This is a genomic window from Aminobacter sp. SR38, assembly GCF_014843375.1.
Lineage (GTDB): Bacteria > Pseudomonadota > Alphaproteobacteria > Rhizobiales > Rhizobiaceae > Aminobacter > Aminobacter ciceronei.
Genome location: NZ_CP062112.1, coordinates 1,293,742 through 1,313,504, shown reverse-complemented (window position 1 = coordinate 1,313,504; position 19,763 = coordinate 1,293,742). Strand labels below are relative to the sequence as shown.

The window sequence follows — 19,763 nt, the reverse complement described above, 5'->3', positions numbered from 1 at the left end:
AGCGATCGCGAAGCGCTGTTATGCCGCACATTTGCCGGTTTTTGCTGGCTACGGCTTTCTTCACGAAGTCGTGAGAATCGTGGGCCTACACTTTCCGCGCTCACGCTCGTCCAGACGAGACCGAGTATTCACTATGTCATATTTTTCGCAGACGATCGTCGATTTTTGGCGGGCGCAGTTTCTCAACGGCGACATTCTCCACAGCGACGACAATTTTACTGTCGCCGCCGACCCTGATCTCGACGAAGACTGCCGGGTCATGGTGCTGGAGACGATCGATGGTCGGGCCATGGCGGTGGTGACGCCCGAGCTGGCGGCCAGGGCCGGCCTGCGCAAAAGGCAGGGCCTGTCCATCGCCGGCTTTCGCCACGCCCTTGATGGCGCGGGTGTGATGCTGCATGGCGCCGACCGCATCTATCATTTCACCGAGGCGGAGAAGAAGCGGCTGGCACTGGACGAGCCGGTTGTTGGGTCGAGGCGTCTGAGCGCCGAGGACGCGGCGCTGTTTTCAGGTTTCCAGGCGCAGGCGTCGGAGAAGGGCCTCGCTGGTGCCTCGGTCGAACTCGACCACTGGCTGGTGTTCGGTTCCTTCGAGCAGGACCGTCTTGTCTGTGCCGGCAGCATGTATCCCTGGATGAACGGTCGCGTCGCCGATCTCGGCGTGCTGACGCTCGAGCCCTACCGGGGCAAGGGCCACGCCCGCAAGGTGGTGCGTTCGATCAGCCGGCACGCCTGGGACCTGGGATATGAGCCGCAATATCGCTGCCAGCTCGACAATGCGGCGTCGATCCTGCTCGCCGGCAAGGCCGGCCTCGAGCTGTTCGGCACCTGGGAGGTGGTTTCGCCCGATTCCGCCGCCTGATCCCGGCGGCGGTCCTCATCCTGGCCGGCTACAGAAAGCGGACGAGCCCGGCCTGTGTCGGCTCGAAGCCGCAGGCATCGAGATAGAAGCCGCGCAGATGCGGATCGAAATCGACGTGAAGCCATTCGCAGCCCGTGTTCCTGGCATTGTCGATCGCCAGCCGGACGAGGGTCGCGGCATGGCCGCGCCGGCGCAGCCGTGCTGCGACCATCGTGTCGAGCAGGAAGGCATGGAGGCCGCCGTCCCAGGCGACATTGACGAAGCCGGCGAGGCTGCCGGATTGCCGCATGCAGACCCAGCCGAGGCTGAACCTGTTGACCTGCGTCCACCAGTCGTCGTCGAAGAGCCGGTGCTCGAAACATGCGGCGTGCAAGGCGTTCAGCTCGGCATTAGCAAAGGCACCGCGCCATTCGAACAGCGGCTCGCAGCCGGTGGCGGGGTCAACCATGCCAGCCTTCGGCGGCAAGCAGCCGGCGGATGACCGACACCAACGTGTCGCGTGCGTCGCGCCGGGTCGCAAAACCGGCGACGGCAATGCCCTTTGCCGGTGCGTAATAGGCCGCAGTGCCCCAGAAGCCGAGATGCGAGTAGACCTCGGCACCGTCGACGGTGTCGACTGATATGCCGAGGCGATAGGTGGCGGCACCGTCGTGGCTGCCCTGGGAGAGCATTTCGCGCAGCGTGTCGGGGCTGTCGAAGACACGGCCTTCGAACAGCGCTGCAAAGAGGGTGGCGAGGTCGCGCACCGACATCACCAGCCCGCCGCCGCCATAAAGATCCATCGAGGCGCTGATCCCGGTGGCATCGACATCGCCGAAAAACTGGCGCGCCCGCGGCTCGACGTGCGGCGGCTGCGGCTCGGATATCTCCCACCAGCTCGTTGCAAGGCCGAGCCGCTCGAATCCCATCTCGCGTCGGACGGTTGCCGCAAGCGTCGTGCCCGAGATGCGCTCGATGATGTCGCCAAGCAGGATATAGCCGGTGTCGGAATAGCTGAAGCGCGTGCCCGGCTCGCTGAGCGGCGCCGAGAATTTGGCGCCGAGGCGAACCTGCTCTTCGCGCGTCCACAAATGCTGCGGCTCGCGCAGGACGGTGGCAAAGAATTCGGGGGCGTTGGTGTGGTCGACGAGCCCGCCGCTGTGGTCGAGCAGATGGCGAACGGTGATCCTGTCGGTGTTGTAGCCGGCGGTAGCGAGCAACGCGTTGAACAGCGGGTCGACCAACCGTGCGACCGGGCCGTCGAGATCGATCAGCCCGCGTTCCCAGAAGCGGAGGATGGTGGCGGCAACGAAGGTCTTGGTGTTGCTGGCGACCCGGAGCGGCGTGTCGAGCGACATCGGTCGGCCGGTTTGTTCGTCGGCCATGCCCGCGGCCGTGGCCCAGGGCCGCTCAAGGCCCTGGCCCGTGGCGTAGAGTGCCAGCGGGATCCGCTGCTCGCTGACAAGGTCGACAAGCTCTTTCCGGTTCAATCCATGTCCCCCGCGGCGACGCGGCCGCATCATGATTCGCGGGTCAGTCTCTCCGGCGGTGCCGGCGAGGCATAGCGCCAGTTGGCGTAACAGCCTGGCCAGCCGTGTCGGCGGCGCGACGAACGTCTCTCCAGTCGGCCTGTATTCTTCGATGTGGGTTTGCTAATATGCTGTCGTTGCCAAGTTGTTCGTGGGGCGCAGGGCGCTTTATGACCGATACCGAATTGCTGGAAAGCCTCGCAAAGATTCGCAGTTACAGCGAAGCCCGTGGATTCGACTTTGCTCTCGACTGGGATCCGTCGATCCTGCTGTCGATACGCGAGGTCATCGGCTTCGTTGCTCTTTTTGGTCATCCAGGCAAAAGCTCATCGGTGCGCCTTGGCGCTTTCGAGCGATCGTCACTGGACGAGCGGACCAGAAACCTGGAGTGGCTGCTGCGCGAGGTGACAGGTCAAGAGACCGGTTCGGCGGCGGATGTGTCCGAATTGCAGCGGTTGCTGTGGGTCGCGGCAAGCAAGCTGCAGCACATCGACGACGGACTTCGCCAGTATCAGCCAGGCGCGGCAAAAGCCCTCGAGGTCCTCGTCGGGGCCGGTTATGTCGCAAGCATGCCAAAGCGTTTTCAGGATCTCCTCGATCGATCGCCCGATGTCGCGCCCGATTTTGGCTCTGACGAGGCCAATGACGAGCAGCGCCCGGCCGAGGTCGTGGATGCTGCTGAGCCGGAGCCCGTTCAAGAGCCTGTTCCGACAGCCGTCCTGGTGGATGAAGGTTACGGCAAGCGGTCACAGCTCTGGCCGCTGCTGTCGCTGTCGGCCGCCGTGATCCTCCTCGCCGCGATGATCCTGGCGCCCACCCTGGGCATTAACCTGCCCCGCTTGTTTGGCGCTGAGGCAGACATTCTTCATGGCGCGGTGGTCGTCGGGCTCTGCATCATCGGCGCCGCCGTGGTGGCGGTGCGGCTGCAGGGCCTCCTTGCCGACCGGCGGGCCATCGAGAGCACTGAGCGAAGTCTTGCCACCGCCAGGCTGGAGGCTGCGCGGATTTCGCGTGGTCTCGGGTATCGTGACGCAGCATCGGGTGCGCAACGGGAGGAGGCTGAAAGCGGCTACGCCTCTCCAGGCGGCTGACCTGCTGTCATGTCCCGCTTTGCCGGACGTCCCCAGGCAGAGTTGTTGAAGGAACGGGCTGCCAGGCGGGTGGAAGTATCCGCCATTTCGGTCGAACTCGACCAGCTCGAGGCTGAGCTGAAGGTCCGCAAGGCGGAACTGCGGTCGGCGGGCCTGTGGTTGGCCGCCGACGGCACCGTCTTCGTGATCGGGATCATCGCTTCGCCTGTCACCGGCGGCCTGTCGCTGGCCATCGCCGGCTATGAGCTGCTGCGCCTGGGAATGGGCGGACTGGACGCAGCACGGATCAGCGGTCCCGTGCGCGAGCTGCAAAGACGCATCCTCGGCTGCCTGCTGAAACTGGAGCAGGCGGGTAGGGAGATCGGCCAGATCGACCGGGAACTGGCGCGCAGGACGAAGTCCTGAGCGAAGGCCCGGCGAGGCGGGGCCGACGGTCTTCACTCCAGCGACGGCGAACTGCCGAGCGACAGCGCCAGCTTGCGCAGCAGCCGCGCCAGTTGCGCCTGCTCGTCCCAGCTCAGGCTTTCGAGCATCAGCGTTTCCACCGCCATGTCGGCCTCGAAGGCCTCGCGGGCACGGGCAAGACCTTCCTCGGTCAATTCGACCGGCAGGCTGCGGCCGTCGCCATCGGACGCGACCTGCCTGATCAGGCCCGCCTTGACCAGCTTGACGATGCGGTTGGTGGCGCCGCCCGACGAGATCATCATCGACTTGTAGAGCTCGGTCGGACGCAGCCGGTAGGGCGGGCCCGAGCGCAGCAACGTGAACAGCACGTCGGCCTCGCCGGTGTCGAGCCCGTAGGAGGCGAAGATCGCCTCGATCTTCGGCCGGGCGACAAGCGTGATCCAGCGGGCGCGGCCGAGGATCGCCATGCCGCGCGTGTCGAGATGCGGCAGTTCCCTGGCCCATTGCGCCCGGCGGGCATCGATGCCGTCCTGCAGGCCGTCGCCGGCCAGTTCCCCAATATTCTCGTCGAGATGTCTTGACACTAAGATAATTCCACTTTTATCTTAGCACTAAGATATCTCGGGGCTGACCATGACGCAACAGGAAGTTCTTCGTTTGCCGGTGTCCTATGCCGCACGCTCGCCGCTGATCCTGCTGGCCTTGTGCGGCCTGGTCTTCGCCACCCGCATCATGATCTCCAAGGCGGCGCTGAATGCCGGCATGCAGCCATTCCAGCTGGCGCTGGTCGCCAATGTCGGCGCCGGCATGGTGCTGCTGCCGCTGCTCGCCGCCTCCGGGCAGGGCATTCCGCGCCAGCGCAGCCACATCCTGCTCTATCTGGTGCTCGGCATCATCAGCTTCACCGTGCCGACGGTGCTCGGCTACTACATCGTCGACCGGGTCGGGCCGGCCTACACCTCGACGGTCTATTCGCTGTCGCCGCTGCTGACGATGAGCTTTGCCGCCGGCCTCGGCATCGAGCGCATGTATCTCCGGCGTTTCGCCGGCATCCTGATCGGCCTCGCCGGCATGGCGGCCCTGGTGCAGCAGCAACTGGCCGAGATCGACTTCTCGCAGACTGTCTGGGTGCTGCTCGGCATCATCGTTCCGGCCTGTGCCGCCGCCGGCAACATCATCCGCACGGCGTACTGGCCCAAGGGCTCGTCGGCGCTCGCCTTTTCCTGCGGCATCCTGTTGAGCTCGAGTCTGATGGTGGCGCTGGTGGCGCCGTTCTTCGAGGCGCCGTCGAGCTGGGTCTTTTTCGACCGCGACATCCTGTTCTGGATCGGTTGCATGGTCGCGACGTCAGCCTCGTCCTATCTGCTCAACTTCCGCCTGCAGGAGATCGGCGGGCCGGTGTTCTTCAGCCAGCTCGGCTATTGGGGCACCGGCTTCGGTGTGGTGCTGGCGGCCATGCTGTTCAACGACGTGCTGACTGTGCTGTCGGTCGCAGGTCTGGCGGCGATCATCGCCGGCGGCGTGCTGGCCAACCGCAAGCGCGCCTGATCAACCAAACTTCAACGAGGAGAACGACATGTCCTTCCAGGCCTATCTCGACACCATCAAGACCAAGACCGGCAAGGGACCGGAGGAATTGGCCGCACTCGCCGACGGCAAGGGATTTTCCGACGCCGGCAAGCTGAAGGCTGGCGTGAAGGCCGGGCAGATCGTCGAATGGCTGGGCTCCGAGTTCGGCCTCGGCCACGGCCATTCGATGGCGGTCTATGCGCTGCTCAGCGGCAAGAGGAAGCCCGGCGACAAGTAGCTGTCGCCGTCTGCTGGACATTCGTCTGGCTGCGAGATCAGGCATCCGGGCGCAGGCGAAACCTGCGCCCGGCCCGCACTATCCCTTTTTGTTCAGTTGCTCGACGCTTTCCTTCGTGTTGGCGATGATGTGCTCGAGCTTTTCGTGCATGGCACGCCCGGCCTGTTCGGCCTTCGCCACCACGTCGGAGCCGTCGACTCGGACATGCTGGCCAGATTTCACGACCAGGACGCCGTCAACGATGACGGTGTCGACGTTGCGCGCGCCTCCCGAGAAGACCAGGGAGAAATACGGATCGATCACCGGCGCGATGTTGAGGTCGGTCTTGCGGACCAGAATGATGTCGGCCTTCTTTCCCGGCGTCAGCGAGCCGATCTCCCGATCGAGGCCGAGGGCCCTGGCGCCTCCGAGCGTAGCGATTTCAAGGATCCGTTTCGGCTCAAGCGTCCGGTCGACGTCGGCACGCTGCTTGTGGGACCATTGCAGTGCCCGCATGACGGTGAAGAAGTCGGCGGTGGCCATGGCGCTCGACGCGTCGACGGACAGGCTGAGGCTCGCACCCAACTGCTCGAGCTCGGCGAACTGGATGTAGCCGTTCCTGACCGTCGAGTAGGGGATCTCGATCGCAGGCGACATCGAGAACTGCACGTTCTTGGCGACCAGTGTCTCGCGTTCTTCCTCGGTCAGGCCTTGCGCATGGATGAACAGGAGATGCGGGCCGAGCAGGCCATGCTTGTCCATGAAGCCGACAAGCCCGTGGGCAGTGTTGCCGTAGTGAAGCGAAATCGGCAATCCTAGCTCTTTTGCAAACCGTGCTTCTGCGACGAACTTGTCGTCGTCGCCGCCGCTTTTCAGGATGTCCGGGGCAGGCGTCTGGAGGTTGACGCCGATCGTGATGAGCGGGTGTCCCGTGGCCCACTGCTTGCGCACGGCTTCGACGCCGTTGGTGTCGAGGCGTTCTCCGCGGCCTGGCGTTCCATAGGAGTACCGTGTGCGGACTCCGAGATCGATCGAGGCGCGTATCTCGGCGTTGGCGTGCTCGACCGAACGGGTGTTGTGGCAGAAGTTGTTGATGCAGGTGGTGCCGGAGAGAAGCGCTTCCAGAAGCCCGAACCTTGCCGAGGCGGCCGCGTCGTCGGGCGTGCACAGCGAGGCTGCCCTATTGGTCGTCGGGAAGTAACCCCGGACCGGATCGTCGCCTCTTATCGAACCGCGCAGGAAGGCATTCCAGAGATGAGAATGTGTGTCGACGAAGCCAGGCATGACGATCATGTCGGTGGCATCGACCGCCTCGATCCCCGCAACACTCAGTCTCTCGCCGACCGCAACGATCCGGCCATCCTTGACGTGAACCTCGCCGCTGGCAAAATCTCCGACGTCCCCATCCATGGACAGGATGTGACCGGCGCGAATGACGAACTCGTTGCCCAATGCCGGATTTCCGGCTGCAGCGCCCTGGGTCTGCGCACTGCTGCCGACCGGCGCGGCAGCAGCGGCGCCCATGACCAGCGTTGCCTTCAGAAAGCCGCGACGGCCGATCTTCGATGCAGGTGCTCCGCTATCCGTGGAACCGGAATGGCTCATAAAGTTCCTCCCAATCAGCAATCAAATTATTTTGAGCTTAAATTTTTTAAGTCTAAAATAACCTAGCGTCAATGCAGGTATCCCTGCACTATGGAGAGGCTTATGAGGTGGCCGAACAGGCTCGCGGCAGGCTGCGGGCTGCCATGCCAGCCCTCTCATGTCGTCGCCGGCTCGGCCAGCACCGCCGCAACGAAGCCGCGCAGACCGGCGGCGACAAAATCCTCGACCCGCCCCTGCGGGTCGAAGCCCCACCACAAAAGCGAGCCTTGCCACTGCGAGGCCATGAGCAGGCCGATCCCTTGGGGTGCTGCGGCAACCCTGGCGAAACGCTCGTCGAGTGCTGCCGACAGCGCAGCCTTCCAGGCAGCGCCGCGCGCCCTGAGCACCGGATCGCGCAGATCCTCGCGCAGCACCAGAAGACCTTCGGCATAGGTTTCGATGCCGCCATAATCCGACAGGCCGACAAGCAGGGCGATCGCACCCTCAGGCGTTTTCGGCGTCGCGGCGGCAAGTGCCGCTGTCTTGGCGTCGAGCCCGTCCCAGGCGTGCAGAAGTGTTGCCTGCTTGAGCCGGGCCTTGGTCCCGAAGCGTTGCACCAGCGTTGCCGGCGACAGGCCGCAGGCGCGCCCCAGGCTTTCGAAGGTAAGCGCATCGGGGCCGTGCTCATGCAGCAGCCGCGAGGCGGCGACCAGAACCTCTTCGTCGGACAGGGTTTTGCGGCGGGGCATCTTGACCTTTATTTATAAACGAATATTCATTTATATATCGCTTCGAAGCCGATGACCAGCCTCCGACAGCAACACTCTCGGGAGAGATCGATGACACTGCAAGGAAAAGTAGCGCTTGTTGCCGGCGCCAGCCGCGGCGCGGGCAGGGGCATTGCCATGGAACTGGGCGCGGCCGGCGCCACCGTCTACGTCACCGGGCGGACGACGCGCGACCGCCAGTCCGAATACCAGCGGCCGGAGACGATCGAGGAAACCGCCGAGGCCATCGACGCGCTTGGCGGCAAGGGCGTCGCTGTGCGCGTCGACCATCTCGTTTCCGACGAGGTCCGCGATCTCGTTGCCCGCATCCGCAAGGACGAGGGCCGGCTCGACATACTGGTCAACGACATCTGGGGTGGCGAAAAGCTGTTCGAATGGAACAAGCCGGTGTGGGACCACAATCTCGACAACGGCCTCAGGATGCTGCGGCTCTCCATCGACACCCATCTGATCACCGCCCATCATGCTTTGCCGCTGATGATCGAGAAGCCGGGCGGGCTCTTGGTCGAGGTCACCGACGGCACGGCCGAATACAATGCGGTGAACTACCGCCTGTCGCCCTTCTACGACCTGTGCAAGTCGGCGGTGCTGCGCATGGCCTGGGCGCATGCCAGGGATCTCGCGCCGCATGGCGCGACCGCGGTGGCGATCACGCCCGGCTGGCTGCGCTCGGAAATGATGCTCGAGCATTTCGGCGTCACCGAAGCCAACTGGCGCGACGCGCTTGAAAATGTTCCGCATTTCGCCATTTCCGAGACGCCGCGCTTCGTCGGCCGCGCCGTGGCGGCCCTGGCGGCCGACCCCGATGTGGCGCGCTGGAACGGCCAGTCGCTGTCCAGCGGCGGCCTGGCGCAGGTCTATGGTTTCACCGATCTCGACGGTTCCCGTCCGAATGCCTGGCCCTATGTCGTCGAGGTGCAGGATGCCGGCAAGCCGGCCGATACGACGGGCTATCGCTGAACGCGACGACGCGTCTGCAGCCGGGTCTGCGCCAGTCCCCGAGATGCCGATGGCATGGCGGAGATCGGCCGGCGGCGTTTTTCATCGCCTCGCCTGTTGGAGGGCCACGCTTCCGCGGCTGGTGAGCGGGTAGGCCAGGAATTTTCGCACGGGGCCGGCCTTGACCATATCCCCTCCAGGGGGATAGCAATTAGGCATGACGGAACATGCTCATCCCCACACCTCCCATCCCGACACCATCAAGCGGCTGAAGCGGGCCGAGGGCCATCTGCGCGGCATCATCGCCATGATCGAGGCGGGCCGGCCGTGCCTCGACATCGCCCAGCAGCTTCATGCCGTGGAAAAAGCCGTCGGCCAGGCCAAGCGCACTTTGATCCAGGATCATCTCGACCATTGCCTGGAGGACGCGGTCGGAAGCCTGCCGCGCGCGCAGCGCCAGTCGATCGACGACTTCAAGGAAATCACCAAGTACCTCTGAGCAGGCCGCCGGCTATGCGCCGGTCGCCGTGCTGTCCCAGAGTGCCTGATACCGCCAGAGCCCGACCATGCTTCAGATCCTGTCCAACCGAACCTACCGGCATCTCTTTGCCGCACAGCTGATCGCGCTGATCGGCACCGGCCTCGCCACCGTGGCGCTCGGGCTTTTGGCCTATGAGCTGGCCGGACCCGATGCGGGTGTCGTTCTCGGCACCGCGCTGGCGATCAAGATGATCGCCTTCGTCCTCGTCGCACCCGTTGCCGCAGCCTTCGCCGAGCGGCTGCCCAGGCGTTCGATGCTAGTCTGCCTCGATCTCGTGCGCGCGGCGGTGGTGCTGCTTCTGCCTTTCGTCACCGAGGTCTGGCAGGTCTATGTGCTGATCTTCGTGCTGCAGTCGGCCTCCGCCGGCTTCACCCCGGCATTCCAGGCGACCATCCCCGACGTGTTGCCCGAGGAGAAGGACTATACGCGCGCGCTGTCCCTGACCCGGCTTGCCTATGATCTGGAGAGCCTTGTCAGCCCCATACTGGCGGCGGCACTGCTGACGGTGGTCAGCTTCCACGAGCTGTTCGCCGGCACGGTCATCGGTTTCCTCGCCTCCGCCGCACTTGTCGTCTCGGTGACGCTGCCGAGCCCGAAACCGTCTGTGCCGCGCGGCATCTATGAGCGCACCACCAGGGGCCTGAAGATCTATCTGGCGACGCCGCGGCTGCAGGGCCTGCTGGCGGTGAGCATGGCGGTGGCGGCGTCGGGCGCGATGGTGATCGTCAACACCGTCGTCATCGTGCAGGGCGAGTATGGCCTGACGCAGAAGGCGACCGCACTGGCGCTCGCCGCCTATGGCGCCGGCTCGATGACGGCGGCACTGATGCTGCCCAGGATTCTCGACAAGGTGCCGGACCGCTCGATCATGCTGGCGGGCATTTCCCTTTTGGCTGTCGGGCTCGTTTGCGGCACGCTGGTGCAGGGTTTTGCCGCGCTCTTGCCGCTGTGGTTCCTGCTCGGCCTCGGCTATTCGATGGCGCAGACGCCGGCGGGCCGGCTGCTCCGGCGCTCGTCGCACGCCGAGGACAGGCCGGCGCTGTTTGCCGCGCAGTTCGCGCTGTCGCATGCCTGCTGGCTCATCACCTATCCGCTGGCCGGCTGGCTCGGCGTCTCGGTCGGCCTGCCCATGACCTTCGTCATCATGGCCGGCATCACGGCTGCTGCGGTCGCCACTGCGCTGGCGCTGTGGCCGTCGTCGGACCCCGAAATCGTCGACCATCACCATCACGGCCTCGCCGATGACGACCCGCATTGGACCGAGGGCGGACATCGTCATGGCCACCGCCATGCCCATGGCTTCGTCATCGATACGCTGCACCAGCAATGGCCGCGCCATGGCTGACAAGGCCACGGCCGACGTGACATTGCAGATCTGACACGGCTGTCGCGTCAAGCGCTCGTGCCGCAGTGACTTTGCGGCGGCACTGTGGCATGGCGCTGACATGAAGGGGATGCGGCTCATCTTGCGGGACAGGCTGTCGGCTGGCGTCATCGCCGGCATGATCGCCTTCATGCTGCTGTTCCAGGCGCTGCTTTCGGGCGCTGCTTCCGGCGCCATGGCCGCCTCCGCCGCCGACCCGCTCGGCGTCATCTGCACCATGGACGGCATGGGTCCGGCCGGCGGCGACACCAGGCCCGCCCGCAGCCCGGCCGACTGTCCCTGCGGCACGCTGTGCCAGCTGGCTGTCGGCGTGTCGCCCGGACTGCCTGGCGAGCAGCTTGCCTTCATTCTCGAACGGCCCGAAGCCTCCGGCACTGTCGTTGCCGAACCTGGGCAGCCTGCGCCCCAGGGCCAACGCGGCCTGATCGCCGAGGCGAGGGCGCCTCCGTCTGTCTCCGTCTGACGTCGAACCCTGCGGGCCGATAGGCCCGTGCTTCCACGCTATGGAGACAACAATGTCCGATATGACCCTCGGACGGGAGAACGCCGTCGCGCGCTCCGCGTCCAACCTTTACCGCGCCGTCTGGCGCTGGCACTTCTATGCCGGGCTGATGGTGCTGCCCTTCATGATCACGCTCGCCGTCACTGGCGCGCTCTATCTGTTCAAGGACGAGATCGACACATCAGTCTACTCCGACCTCAAGCGCGTGACCGTCGCGCAGACCAAGGTCACGCCCGAGGTCATGGTCGACGCAGCCCTTGCCAACTATCCCGGCACGGCGGTGAAATATCTCGACCCGGCAACGCCTGGGAGTTCGGCCGAAATCACTGTCGCATCAGCCGATTTCGGCAAGCTCGCCGTCTATGTGAACCCTTATGACGGGTCGGTGCTGGGCGCCTTGCCCGATCGCGGCACCATCATGTGGACCATCCGCTACCTGCACAGCCTGAAATATTTCGGCGACGGCGCGCGCATGGTGATCGAACTTGCCGGCGGCTGGTCGATCCTGCTTGTCGGCACCGGCATCTATCTCTGGTGGCCGCGCGGCAAGAAGGGCGGCGTCGTTTCGGTGCGCGGCAAGCCCAGGAACCGCATGTTCTGGCGCGACCTGCATGCGGTGACCGGCCTGTTCGCAGGCGTCTTCATCGTCTTCCTGGCGATAACAGGCATGCCCTGGTCGGGCGTCTGGGGCGAAAAGGTCAATGAATGGGCCAATGGCAGCAACTTTGGCTACCCCTCGGGCGTGCGCGTCGACGTGCCGATGTCGGGCGAACATCTCGACCATGTCGCCAAGACGTCGTGGTCGCTGGAGCAGGCCAGGCTGCCGGAATCGTCTGCTGCCGCGGGCACGCCGATCGGGCTGAACAAGGCTGTCGAGACCTTCGACAGGCTGGGGCTGCATCGCGGCTATACGGTGGCGATCCCAGGCAAGCCGGCCGGCGTCTACACCGGCTCGGTCTATCCGGATGCTGCCAGCCAGCAGAGGGTGGTCCATCTCGACCAGTATAGCGGCGAGCCGCTGATCGATATGGGTTTTGCCGATTACGGCCTCGGCGGCAAATGGATGGAGTGGGGTATCTCGGTGCATATGGGCCAGGAGTTCGGGCTGGTCACCCAGCTCGTGCTGCTGGCCGCCTGCCTCGGCATCGTGCTGCTTGCGGTGTCTGCCGGGGTGATGTGGTGGAAGCGCCGTCCGTCCGGCTCGCTCGGCGTGCCGCCGCTGCCCGACGACCCAAAGGTGTTCCGCGGTCTGATCGCCATCCTTGCCTTGGGCGGCATCGCCTTTCCGCTCGTCGGCATCTCGCTTTTGGTGATGCTCGTGCTCGACTGGGCCGGAACGCGGGTGATGCGACCACGCTTCGCCTAACATGCTTTGCCTGGCAGGGGGGGCGGCCGCCGCTTGATCGGCGGCGGCCGCCTTGGCGCTGCTCAGTCGTCGGGCTAAGCTCACGCGCCGGCGTCATCGGCCGGGAGCAAGCGAGGACCAATATGCGGAGAGCATTTCGGGGAGCATTTCTGGCAGCACTGCTGACGCTCACCATCGCCACGCCTGTGATGGCGACCTCGGGGCCGGGCTGCCTTGTGGTGGTCAATGTCGCTGGCAATGATGCGCTCAACATGCGGGCGCGGCCCTCGGCCAATGCCCGCATCGTCGACGTGCTGCCGCCTGAGACGCACGGCATCATCCATCTCGACGCCGCCTGCCGGCCGGCGAGCGCCCCTTGGGCGAGCCGCTGGTGCCCGGTCACCCATTACAATGGCGACCGCACCACCAAGGGCTGGGTCAAGGCGCGTTTCGTCCGCGACAGCGACTGCCCGTAAGGCTCGAACGGCTTTCGCCAGCAAGCTGGACCAACCGGCTTTGCTTGACCCGTGGCCTGTCCTGGGGCACTGACGCCGTCCCGAAAAAGCCCTCGATCCAGGACTGGCCCAAGACCGGGATCGGTCCAAGGTCAAGGCTGGGCCAAGACAAGAACAGGCAAGACAATGACAACCGGCAAGCATGGCGGCCATGCAGGCATCGCCTTTGCGCTCATCGTGACAAGCACCGTGCTCGGCATCGCCGGCACCGACCTCGTGCTGCCGGCCGTGCCTGGCTTGCCCGAGGTGCTGGGCGGCACCTATGCCCAGGCGCAATTCGTGCTGGCGGCCTTCGTCACCGGCGCTGCAGTTGGCCTGCTGGCCTTCGGCACGCTCGGCGCGCGTTATGACCAGCGCCGCTTGCTGGTCGGCTCGCTTGTCGCCTATGGCCTGGTCTCGGCGCTGGCCGGCTTCAGCACCTCGCTCGACATGCTGATCGGCCTGCGCTTCCTGCAAGGGGCGGCGGGATCGGCCGCGGCGGTGTTCGCACCGGGCATGATCCGCGCGCTCTATGGCGACGAGCGCGCCATAGGCAAGCTCGGCCTGCTCGGAAGCATCGAATCGCTGACCCCTGCCTTGGCGCCGGTAGCCGGTGTCTGGCTGTTGTCGGTCGGCGGCTGGAATGCCTCGTTCGAGGTCATCGCCGCACTCGCGCTGCTGCTTGCCGCGGCCGTCGCCACGCTCGGGCGGCACCTGCCCGCTGTCGTCAGCGGCCGCCGCAGCGGCGGCTATGCCCATCTGCTGCGCAACGCCACCTTCCTGCGTTATGCGGTGAGCCACGCCTTCACGCTCGGCGCGCTGCTGGTCATCGTCTTTGCCGCACCGACGGTGTTCGTCGCGGCCCTTGGCGCAGGGCTCAGCGATTTCATCGCCATGCAGCTGACCGGCATCGCCACCTTCATCGTTGCCGCCAATGCCACCGGCAGGCTGACGGCGCGTTTCGGCGCCGAACGGATGATCTGGTTCGGCACTGCACTTTCAGCCCTCGGCGGCGTGGCGATGCTCGCCTATGCGCTGATCGGCGGGGCGAGCACGCTGGTGGTGACCGCACTGTTCGTGCCGTTCAACTTCGGCCTCGGCTTCCGTGGTCCGCCCGGCTTCCACCGCGCGGTGGTTGCCGCGCATGGTGACGATGCCCGCGGCGCAGCCCTCGTGGTTGTCGCCATCCTCGGCACGACGGCGGCCGGCACGGCAGTCGTCGCGCCCTTCATCACGCTTGGCCTGTTGCCGCTGGCGCTCGCCGCAGCGGCACTGGTGTTGGGCGCGTTGCTGCTGCTGGCACTGATCCCGCCGCTGCCCGAGCGCTGAGCCGCCGGGCCTGGTTCCGGCCAACCGTCTTGGCCAGCCATAGTTCTTGATTTCGTCGCCCAACCGGCTGATGGTCCGGCCATGGAGTGGCGCGACGAAGGAATCATCCTCGGCACCCGCAGGCATGGCGAAACCTCCGCCGTGCTGGAGGTGATGACGCGCGCCCATGGCCGGCATCTCGGCCTGGTGCGCGGCGGCCGCTCGCGCAAGCAGCAGCCGGTGCTGCAGGCCGGCAACCGCGTCGAGCTGATCTGGCGCGCCCGCCTCGACGAACATCTCGGCACCTTCCAGGCCGAGCCGATCGAGCTCAACGCAGCCAGGCTGATCGACAGCGCGGTTGCCGTCTATGCGCTGCAGACACTCGCCGCCCATCTCCGGCTGCTGCCCGAGCGCGACCCGCATGCCGGCCTCTACGAGACGCTGGCGATCCTGATCGAACATCTGAACGATGCCGACGCCGTCGGCGAACTCGTCGTGCGCTTCGAGCTGCTGGTGCTCGATGAACTCGGCTTCGGCCTCGATCTCACCGAATGCGCCGCCACCGGCGCGCTCGAGGAGCTGACCTATGTCTCGCCAAAGTCGGGCCGCGCCGTGTCGCGCGCCGCCGGCGAGCCATGGCGCGACAAGCTGCTGCCGCTGCCACATTTCCTGCAGCGCGGGGCGCGGCAGGGCGCCGACCTCAAGGCCATCGAGGATGCCTTCCGGCTGTCGAGCTTCTTCTTTGCCCGCCATGTCTACGAGCCGCGCGGCATCGAGCCGCCGGATGCGCGCGGCGGGCTTCTGACGGCGCTGCGGAAATTCCACGCCGCCCGAGCCATCTCGCCAGGCGCGATTTCCCATGGAGACACTGCCGCATGAGCGAAGTCGAACTGTTCCCCGGCCTGGTGTCTCCGCTTGGCCTGGGCACGATCCCGCATGAGGACGTGCATCTCCATTCCGGCACCGAGCTTTTGCAGCGCGTCGTCGACGGGCTCTACCCCGCGCCGCCGATCGCGGCTGCGATGAATTTCGGCCTGACCGAGGTCGAAACGGGCCGCGCGGTGTTTCGTGGCCTGCCCGGCGACCGCCATCTCAACCCGCTCGGCACGGTGCATGGCGGCTGGGCCGCGACCTTGCTCGATTCGGCGCTGGGCTGCGCCGTGCACAGCACGCTGGACAAGGGCGAGGCCTACACGACTGTCGAGTTCAAGGTGAACCTGACCCGGCCGATCACGCCGAAAACCGGTGAAGTGGTCTGCGAGGGCAGGGTGATCCACAAGGGCCGCACGCTTGCCGTGTCGGAAGCGACGCTGAAGGACAAGGACGGCAAGCTGCTCGCCTTCGGCACCGAAACATGTTCGATCTTTCCGGTCGCCAATCTGGCGGCGCGGTAAGCCGGCCAATCTGAGGGGGAACGGCCATGCTTGAGAGCCTGTTGGGCGTCATCGCCATCGTGGCGCTGTTCATCATCATTTCGAAGCAGCAGAGTCGGCTCGGCCTGCTCGAGCGCGAGTTGGGCGCGCTGCGCTCGCTGGTGCTGTCGGGCGCCGCACCGGCGCCTGTCGCCAAGCCGGCGGAGGTCAAGCCGGTGGAGGTCAGTTCGGCGGAGGTCGCGGCCGAGACGGTGAGCGAGGTGCCCGAGGCGCCGGCGGCGGCTGAACAGCCCACCGCAGCGGCGCCGGAAACGATACCGGAGACAGCCCCTGCCGAAGAGCTTCCCGTGGCGGCGAATGTCGAGGCGGATGCGGCAGCTTCCGGGCCGTGGGCGGCCGCTCGCGCCGCGCCGGCACAGGCAGCCGCGCGTGCTGCGCCCGACATTGAAACAACGCTCGGCACCCGCTGGGCGGTGTGGGTCGGCGGCCTGGCGCTGGCCTTCGGCGCCGTGTTCCTGATCAAGGTTTCCATCGAATCCGGCATCTTCGGTCCCGGCCTGCGCTTGAGCATGGCAGCACTGCTCGGACTGGTGCTTGTCGGCGGCGGCGAATTCATCCGCCGCACCGGCTACCGCGTGCCGATCCAGAATGGCTCCAATGCCTATATCCCTGCGATCCTGACGGCGGCGGGCGCCTTCACCCTGTTCGGCGCCATCTATGCCGCGCATGGCATTTACGGCTTCATCGGTGCCGGCCCGGCCTTCGTTCTTCTGGGCATCGTCGGCGTCGCGACGATTGCCGCGGCCCTTGCCCACGGCCAGGCGCTGGCCGGGCTCGGCCTTCTCGGCTCGATGGTGACGCCGGTGCTGGTGGCGTCTACGGCGCCGAGCTACTGGGCGCTGTTCGGCTATCTCGCCATCGTCCTGGTGGCGACATCAGCCGTTGCCCGCATCCGCCGCTGGTCGCTTTTGATGGGCGCTGCCTTCATCGGCACCGGCCTGTGGACGCTGCTCTATCTTGCCGACGCCCCGCTGGCGAGCTTCGCCGTCGTGCTGTTCATCAGTGCGGTGACGCTTGGCGCGCTTGCGTTTGTGTGGCTCGGCCGCGACGAGGAGCCATCGGCGCTCGACTGGCCGTCCATGGTGCCGGCCTTTTTCGTCGCCGTGACCGCCGTCGTGCTGTTCATCCACCCGACCTATGCCTCGCTTGGCGGACCGCTGCGCGGCACCATCCTTCTGGTCGGCATGCTGGCGGTGGCGCTGTATCGCCCGCAAGCTTTGTCCTTGCTGTTTGCCGCAGGCATCGCCTCGGTGCTGGTCTATCTGCGCAACGCGCTGGGCGGCACCTTCGACCTCGACCTGCCGATCGGCGCGCTGACCGTCGAGGGGCTGCCGATCGAGGTCGCCGGCTCGTCGCTGACGCCGATCGGCTGGCTGCTCGGGCTGGTCTTTGCAGCGGCCGGCCTGTGGAACGCACGGCGCGAGGTCGTAGCAGCTCCTTGGCGTGCGGCGTCCTGGGCCGGTTGGGGCGTTGCCGTGCCGCTGGCGGTGCTGTTCTCGCTCTGGCTCGCTTATGGCAATCCCGACCGCGATCTCCTGCGCGCGCTTCTGGCTGTTGCCATGGTTGCCGCCTTCGTTGCCGGCGGCGAATGGATCGCCCGCAGCGAGCAGCCGCCGCTGGCCGGCGGGCATGCCGTGTCCTTCGCCCTTGGCGGGGCAGGGGTGGCGCTGCTGCTCGCCCTGCATATGGGTTTCGGCTCGGGCTGGACGACGGCGCTGCTGGGCGCTGCCGCCGCACTGCCGGCGCTGGCGACCAGGCAGCGCTCCTATCCGGTGCTCGGCTGGCTGAGCGTGGCTGCGGCCGTTGCAGTGCTGGCGCGCATCGCCTTCGACCCGACCATCGTCGGCGCCGACGTGCTGGGCACGACGCCTGTGTTCAACTGGATCCTGCCGGGCTATGGCATCCCGGCGGCAGCCTTCGGTTTTGCCGCCTGGCAGCTGGCGCGCACAACCAATGGCCGGCCGCGGCTGGTGATGGAGGCGGTGGCGGCATTGTTTGCGCTTTTGACGCTGGCGATGCTGGTGCGTCACGCGATGAATGGCGGCGTCATCACCTCCGACGTGCCGACGCTGGCCGAACAGGCGATCTACACGCTGATCGCGCTTGGCGGTGGCGCGATGCTGGTGGCGCTCGACATGCGCTCGCCGAGCCCGGTGCTGCGCTACGGCTCGCTCGGCATCGGCGTCGTGTCGGTGCTGTCGATCGTTGGCCAGCACTTCCTGGTGCTCAATCCGCTGTTCACCAACGAAAACACCGGCACCATCGTCTTCTTCAACCTTCTGTTCCTCGCCTATCTGCTGCCGGCGGCGGCCGCCGCCGGCCTCGCGCTCTATGCCCGCAACAAGCGGCCGCACTGGTATTCGGCGATGCTGGCGCTGGTCGCAGCCCTGCTGGTCTTTGCCTATGCCACGCTGTCGGTCCGGCGCCTGTTCCAGGGCGAGCATATCGGCATGTGGGCCGGGCTCGGCCAGGTCGAGACCTACAGCTATTCGGCGCTGTGGCTGGTCATGGGCGTCGGTCTGCTTGTCGCCGGGGTGACGCTGAAGTCGCAGGTCCTGCGCATCGCCTCGGCAGCGCTGATCTCGATCGCGGTGGCCAAGGTCTTTTTGTTCGACATGTCCGAGTTGGAGGGCGTGCTGCGGGCGCTGTCCTTCATCGGCCTGGGCGGCGTGTTGATCGGCATCGGCCTGTTCTACCAGCGCCTGCTGACGCGGGCAGCGCGCTGACATGTGCTGGATGAGGTCGGCGTGTCAGCGCCGGCCTCACTTCCAGCGAGCCAATCTTCACGACGCGTTGCCTTCAGCTGCGGTTCGGTTGATCCCGGGCCGCCGCCTGTCCGCGCGTGTCAGCCTAAGAAAGGCTTAATGAAGATTACCGAAAGGTTACCGCTAAATAGTTGATTTTATTATATTCGATGCAATGTTGCTGCAATGCAGAAGGCCGAGGTTACGCTCGCAACCAATGATATGGTGCACGGGACTTGGCCGGCGGGATCTCCCCCCGTTGCCGCTGCGTCGAGGCCCCGTCAACGGGCTGCGAGGCTTTGCTTCGCAGCCCCACGCAAATGTCGGAGCAAGATCTATCATGTCCACGCGAAATCTGTTTTTCGTCGTATTCGCGGGCCTCGCGCCTTTCGCCATGCCTGCAATGGCCGCTGATATCGCCCAGAACTATGAGGCGCCGCAGGACTTTTCCAACCAGGCCTATGACTGGTCGGGCACTTATGCCGGCGTCCATCTCGGCTCGGCCTCCTCGGGCTTCCCGAACCCGTTTGCCGACAAGAGCGGCTGGCAGCTCGGCGGCCAGGTCGGCACCAACTTCCAGTCCGGCTCGATGGTCTATGGCGCCGAGCTCGAAGGCAGCTACTCCAAGGGTTCGAAATACAATCTCGGCGGCGGCGCCGAATTGCAGCGCACCTGGAACGGTGCGGCCAAGGTCCGCGCCGGCGTCGCCCTCGACCGCACGCTGGTGTACGGCACGGCCGGCTACTCGATGGCCAAGTTCAAGGGCAAGGGCAACGTCATATCAGACGACAAATGGGAAGGCGGCTACCTCGTCGGCGGCGGTATCGAACAGGCCTTCGACGGCGGCCTCAGGGCGCGTGTCGAGTACAACTATGTCAACTATGGCGACGTCAACGCGGTGGTCAAGGGCGGCGGAAAACGCAGCGAAGACCTCGCCAGCCACAGCGTCAAGCTCGGCCTGAACTACGGCTTCTGATCAGCACTTTCCGGGCGCTCACGTCGCCCGGGAGGAGATTGCCCGTCAAGGCGCTGGCCAGCGTCCCGGTCCT

At 65.9% G+C, this 19,763-nt stretch carries 21 protein-coding genes; 16 read left to right on the top strand and 5 right to left on the bottom strand.

The genetic code is table 11. The features are described from left to right. Positions 1-133: 133 nt before the first annotated feature. Positions 134-862, top strand: a complete 729-nt coding sequence (locus IG197_RS06505) for a GNAT family N-acetyltransferase (RefSeq protein ID WP_192317786.1) — start codon at positions 134-136, stop codon at positions 860-862. A 28-nt stretch (positions 863-890) separates the two neighbouring features. Here the strand turns inward: IG197_RS06505 and IG197_RS06500 are convergent, their stop codons facing one another. Together IG197_RS06500 and IG197_RS06495 are read right to left on the bottom strand one after the other, a co-directional pair. Continuing rightward, complete coding sequence (locus IG197_RS06500) at positions 891-1,310, bottom strand: GNAT family N-acetyltransferase (RefSeq protein WP_192317784.1); 420 nt, start codon at positions 1,308-1,310, stop codon at positions 891-893. Further along, positions 1,303-2,331 carry a serine hydrolase gene (locus tag IG197_RS06495; protein ID WP_210346898.1) on the bottom strand — a complete coding sequence of 343 codons (1,029 nt, stop codon included), beginning with the start codon at positions 2,329-2,331 and terminating at the stop codon, positions 1,303-1,305. The genes IG197_RS06500 and IG197_RS06495 overlap by 8 nt, the downstream gene beginning before the upstream one ends. 209 nt (positions 2,332-2,540) lie before the next feature. Here IG197_RS06495 and IG197_RS06490 point away from each other — a divergent pair, with 209 nt between their 5' ends. Next, positions 2,541-3,461: a hypothetical protein gene (locus tag IG197_RS06490; protein ID WP_192317782.1), complete on the top strand. Its 921-nt coding sequence runs from the start codon at positions 2,541-2,543 to the stop codon at positions 3,459-3,461. A 9-nt stretch (positions 3,462-3,470) separates the two neighbouring features. Continuing rightward, positions 3,471-3,866, top strand: coding sequence for a hypothetical protein (locus tag IG197_RS06485; protein WP_192317780.1), 396 nt, complete (start codon positions 3,471-3,473; stop codon positions 3,864-3,866). 32 nt (positions 3,867-3,898) lie between these two features. Here IG197_RS06485 and IG197_RS06480 read toward each other — a convergent pair whose 3' ends face one another. Continuing rightward, positions 3,899-4,450 (bottom strand): MarR family transcriptional regulator, encoded by a 552-nt coding sequence (locus IG197_RS06480; protein WP_192317778.1) that lies wholly within the window; start codon positions 4,448-4,450, stop codon positions 3,899-3,901. 49 nt (positions 4,451-4,499) lie between these two features. Here IG197_RS06480 and IG197_RS06475 point away from each other — a divergent pair, with 49 nt between their 5' ends. Then, on the top strand, positions 4,500-5,414 hold the full coding sequence (locus IG197_RS06475; RefSeq protein WP_192317776.1) for a DMT family transporter: 915 nt from the start codon (positions 4,500-4,502) through the stop codon (positions 5,412-5,414). A gap of 28 nt (positions 5,415-5,442) precedes the next feature. After that, positions 5,443-5,673, top strand: a complete 231-nt coding sequence (locus IG197_RS06470; protein WP_154385033.1) for a DUF4287 domain-containing protein — start codon at positions 5,443-5,445, stop codon at positions 5,671-5,673. Positions 5,674-5,751: 78 nt separating this feature from the next. On the opposite strand, the gene IG197_RS06465 is transcribed toward IG197_RS06470, so the two are convergent. Beyond that, on the bottom strand, positions 5,752-7,257 hold the full coding sequence (locus tag IG197_RS06465) for an amidohydrolase family protein (RefSeq protein WP_192317774.1): 1,506 nt from the start codon (positions 7,255-7,257) through the stop codon (positions 5,752-5,754). 155 nt (positions 7,258-7,412) lie between these two features. Beyond that, complete coding sequence (locus IG197_RS06460; protein WP_192317772.1) at positions 7,413-7,985, bottom strand: TetR/AcrR family transcriptional regulator; 573 nt, start codon at positions 7,983-7,985, stop codon at positions 7,413-7,415. A 90-nt stretch (positions 7,986-8,075) separates the two neighbouring features. Between IG197_RS06460 and IG197_RS06455 the strand changes: the two genes are divergently transcribed. The 11 genes from IG197_RS06455 (at position 8,076) to IG197_RS06405 (ending at position 19,690) form a co-directional block, all read left to right on the top strand. Beyond that, positions 8,076-8,984: an SDR family oxidoreductase gene (locus IG197_RS06455; RefSeq protein ID WP_192317770.1), complete on the top strand. Its 909-nt coding sequence runs from the start codon at positions 8,076-8,078 to the stop codon at positions 8,982-8,984. 196 nt (positions 8,985-9,180) lie between these two features. Beyond that, entirely contained in the window at positions 9,181-9,462 is a 282-nt protein-coding gene (locus IG197_RS06450) for a metal-sensing transcriptional repressor (protein ID WP_067964193.1), read from the top strand. 67 nt (positions 9,463-9,529) lie between these two features. Continuing rightward, positions 9,530-10,849 carry an MFS transporter gene (locus IG197_RS06445; RefSeq protein WP_192317768.1) on the top strand — a complete coding sequence of 440 codons (1,320 nt, stop codon included), beginning with the start codon at positions 9,530-9,532 and terminating at the stop codon, positions 10,847-10,849. 109 nt (positions 10,850-10,958) lie between these two features. Then, a complete protein-coding gene (locus IG197_RS06440; RefSeq protein WP_192317766.1) occupies positions 10,959-11,351 on the top strand; it encodes a DUF2946 family protein in 393 nt (130 codons plus the stop codon). A 52-nt stretch (positions 11,352-11,403) separates the two neighbouring features. Continuing rightward, a complete protein-coding gene (locus IG197_RS06435) occupies positions 11,404-12,756 on the top strand; it encodes a PepSY domain-containing protein (protein WP_192317763.1) in 1,353 nt (450 codons plus the stop codon). Positions 12,757-12,878: 122 nt separating this feature from the next. Continuing rightward, positions 12,879-13,211: an SH3 domain-containing protein gene (locus IG197_RS06430; protein WP_192317760.1), complete on the top strand. Its 333-nt coding sequence runs from the start codon at positions 12,879-12,881 to the stop codon at positions 13,209-13,211. A 165-nt stretch (positions 13,212-13,376) separates the two neighbouring features. Further along, the gene (locus IG197_RS06425; RefSeq protein WP_192317758.1) at positions 13,377-14,558 is read left to right on the top strand and encodes an MFS transporter; all 1,182 of its coding nucleotides are present in this window, start codon (positions 13,377-13,379) and stop codon (positions 14,556-14,558) included. A gap of 81 nt (positions 14,559-14,639) precedes the next feature. Further along, the gene (gene recO / locus IG197_RS06420; RefSeq protein WP_192317756.1) at positions 14,640-15,416 is read left to right on the top strand and encodes a DNA repair protein RecO; all 777 of its coding nucleotides are present in this window, start codon (positions 14,640-14,642) and stop codon (positions 15,414-15,416) included. Next, positions 15,413-15,931, top strand: coding sequence for a PaaI family thioesterase (locus IG197_RS06415; RefSeq protein WP_067964183.1), 519 nt, complete (start codon positions 15,413-15,415; stop codon positions 15,929-15,931). Before recO ends, IG197_RS06415 begins: the two co-directional genes overlap by 4 nt. Before the next feature lie 26 nt (positions 15,932-15,957). Then, positions 15,958-18,696 carry a DUF2339 domain-containing protein gene (locus IG197_RS06410; protein WP_192317754.1) on the top strand — a complete coding sequence of 913 codons (2,739 nt, stop codon included), beginning with the start codon at positions 15,958-15,960 and terminating at the stop codon, positions 18,694-18,696. 358 nt (positions 18,697-19,054) lie between these two features. After that, positions 19,055-19,690, top strand: coding sequence for an outer membrane protein (locus tag IG197_RS06405; RefSeq protein WP_154385046.1), 636 nt, complete (start codon positions 19,055-19,057; stop codon positions 19,688-19,690). Positions 19,691-19,763: the final 73 nt, after the last annotated feature.

Bases quoted from the DNA above. Each gene is read 5' to 3' on its own strand.
- IG197_RS06505 (WP_192317786.1), top strand. From the start codon at position 134: ATGTCATATTTTTCGCAGACGATCGTCGATTTTTGGCGGGCGCAGTTT.
- IG197_RS06500 (WP_192317784.1), bottom strand. From the start codon at position 1,310: ATGGTTGACCCCGCCACCGGCTGCGAGCCGCTGTTCGAATGGCGCGGT.
- IG197_RS06490 (WP_192317782.1), top strand. From the start codon at position 2,541: ATGACCGATACCGAATTGCTGGAAAGCCTCGCAAAGATTCGCAGTTAC.
- IG197_RS06485 (WP_192317780.1), top strand. From the start codon at position 3,471: ATGTCCCGCTTTGCCGGACGTCCCCAGGCAGAGTTGTTGAAGGAACGG.
- IG197_RS06475 (WP_192317776.1), top strand. From the start codon at position 4,500: ATGACGCAACAGGAAGTTCTTCGTTTGCCGGTGTCCTATGCCGCACGC.
- IG197_RS06470 (WP_154385033.1), top strand. From the start codon at position 5,443: ATGTCCTTCCAGGCCTATCTCGACACCATCAAGACCAAGACCGGCAAG.
- IG197_RS06465 (WP_192317774.1), bottom strand. From the start codon at position 7,257: ATGAGCCATTCCGGTTCCACGGATAGCGGAGCACCTGCATCGAAGATC.
- IG197_RS06460 (WP_192317772.1), bottom strand. From the start codon at position 7,985: ATGCCCCGCCGCAAAACCCTGTCCGACGAAGAGGTTCTGGTCGCCGCC.
- IG197_RS06455 (WP_192317770.1), top strand. From the start codon at position 8,076: ATGACACTGCAAGGAAAAGTAGCGCTTGTTGCCGGCGCCAGCCGCGGC.
- IG197_RS06450 (WP_067964193.1), top strand. From the start codon at position 9,181: ATGACGGAACATGCTCATCCCCACACCTCCCATCCCGACACCATCAAG.
- IG197_RS06445 (WP_192317768.1), top strand. From the start codon at position 9,530: ATGCTTCAGATCCTGTCCAACCGAACCTACCGGCATCTCTTTGCCGCA.
- IG197_RS06440 (WP_192317766.1), top strand. From the start codon at position 10,959: ATGCGGCTCATCTTGCGGGACAGGCTGTCGGCTGGCGTCATCGCCGGC.
- IG197_RS06435 (WP_192317763.1), top strand. From the start codon at position 11,404: ATGTCCGATATGACCCTCGGACGGGAGAACGCCGTCGCGCGCTCCGCG.
- IG197_RS06430 (WP_192317760.1), top strand. From the start codon at position 12,879: ATGCGGAGAGCATTTCGGGGAGCATTTCTGGCAGCACTGCTGACGCTC.
- IG197_RS06425 (WP_192317758.1), top strand. From the start codon at position 13,377: ATGACAACCGGCAAGCATGGCGGCCATGCAGGCATCGCCTTTGCGCTC.
- recO (WP_192317756.1), top strand. From the start codon at position 14,640: ATGGAGTGGCGCGACGAAGGAATCATCCTCGGCACCCGCAGGCATGGC.
- IG197_RS06415 (WP_067964183.1), top strand. From the start codon at position 15,413: ATGAGCGAAGTCGAACTGTTCCCCGGCCTGGTGTCTCCGCTTGGCCTG.
- IG197_RS06410 (WP_192317754.1), top strand. From the start codon at position 15,958: ATGCTTGAGAGCCTGTTGGGCGTCATCGCCATCGTGGCGCTGTTCATC.
- IG197_RS06405 (WP_154385046.1), top strand. From the start codon at position 19,055: ATGTCCACGCGAAATCTGTTTTTCGTCGTATTCGCGGGCCTCGCGCCT.